This is a genomic window from Neisseria sp. P0014.S009, assembly GCF_051958155.1.
GTDB classification, from domain to species: Bacteria; Pseudomonadota; Gammaproteobacteria; order Burkholderiales; family Neisseriaceae; genus Neisseria; species Neisseria flavescens_C.
Genome location: NZ_JBQCVS010000323.1, coordinates 1 through 229 on the forward strand (window position 1 = coordinate 1; position 229 = coordinate 229).

Genomic DNA, 229 nt, shown 5'->3' on the forward strand with positions numbered 1-229 from the left:
GGTGAGTCGGACGATGCGCCACATCAGTTCGGGCTCGTATTTTTTCAAATCGTCGAGGTCAGCTTGTTCGGGCAGGTCGGCGGCGAGTGTTGCGCCTAAGTCAGGCAGTTGTTCATACAACCTCGCCACGATATGCGAATGCACTCCGGCCTTTTTTTCAGCGTTCAAGATTTCGTGTTTCGCCGCTTGGAAATATTGCTCCTGCGCCGTCATTGCGGAGCTGTAATCG

The 229-nt window shown here is 53.7% G+C and carries 1 pseudogene; it reads right to left on the reverse strand.

Features of this window, described 5'->3' with window-relative positions:
- A pseudogene (locus ACTHS4_RS12815) lies at positions 1-229 on the reverse strand (hypothetical protein); the annotation flags it as partial.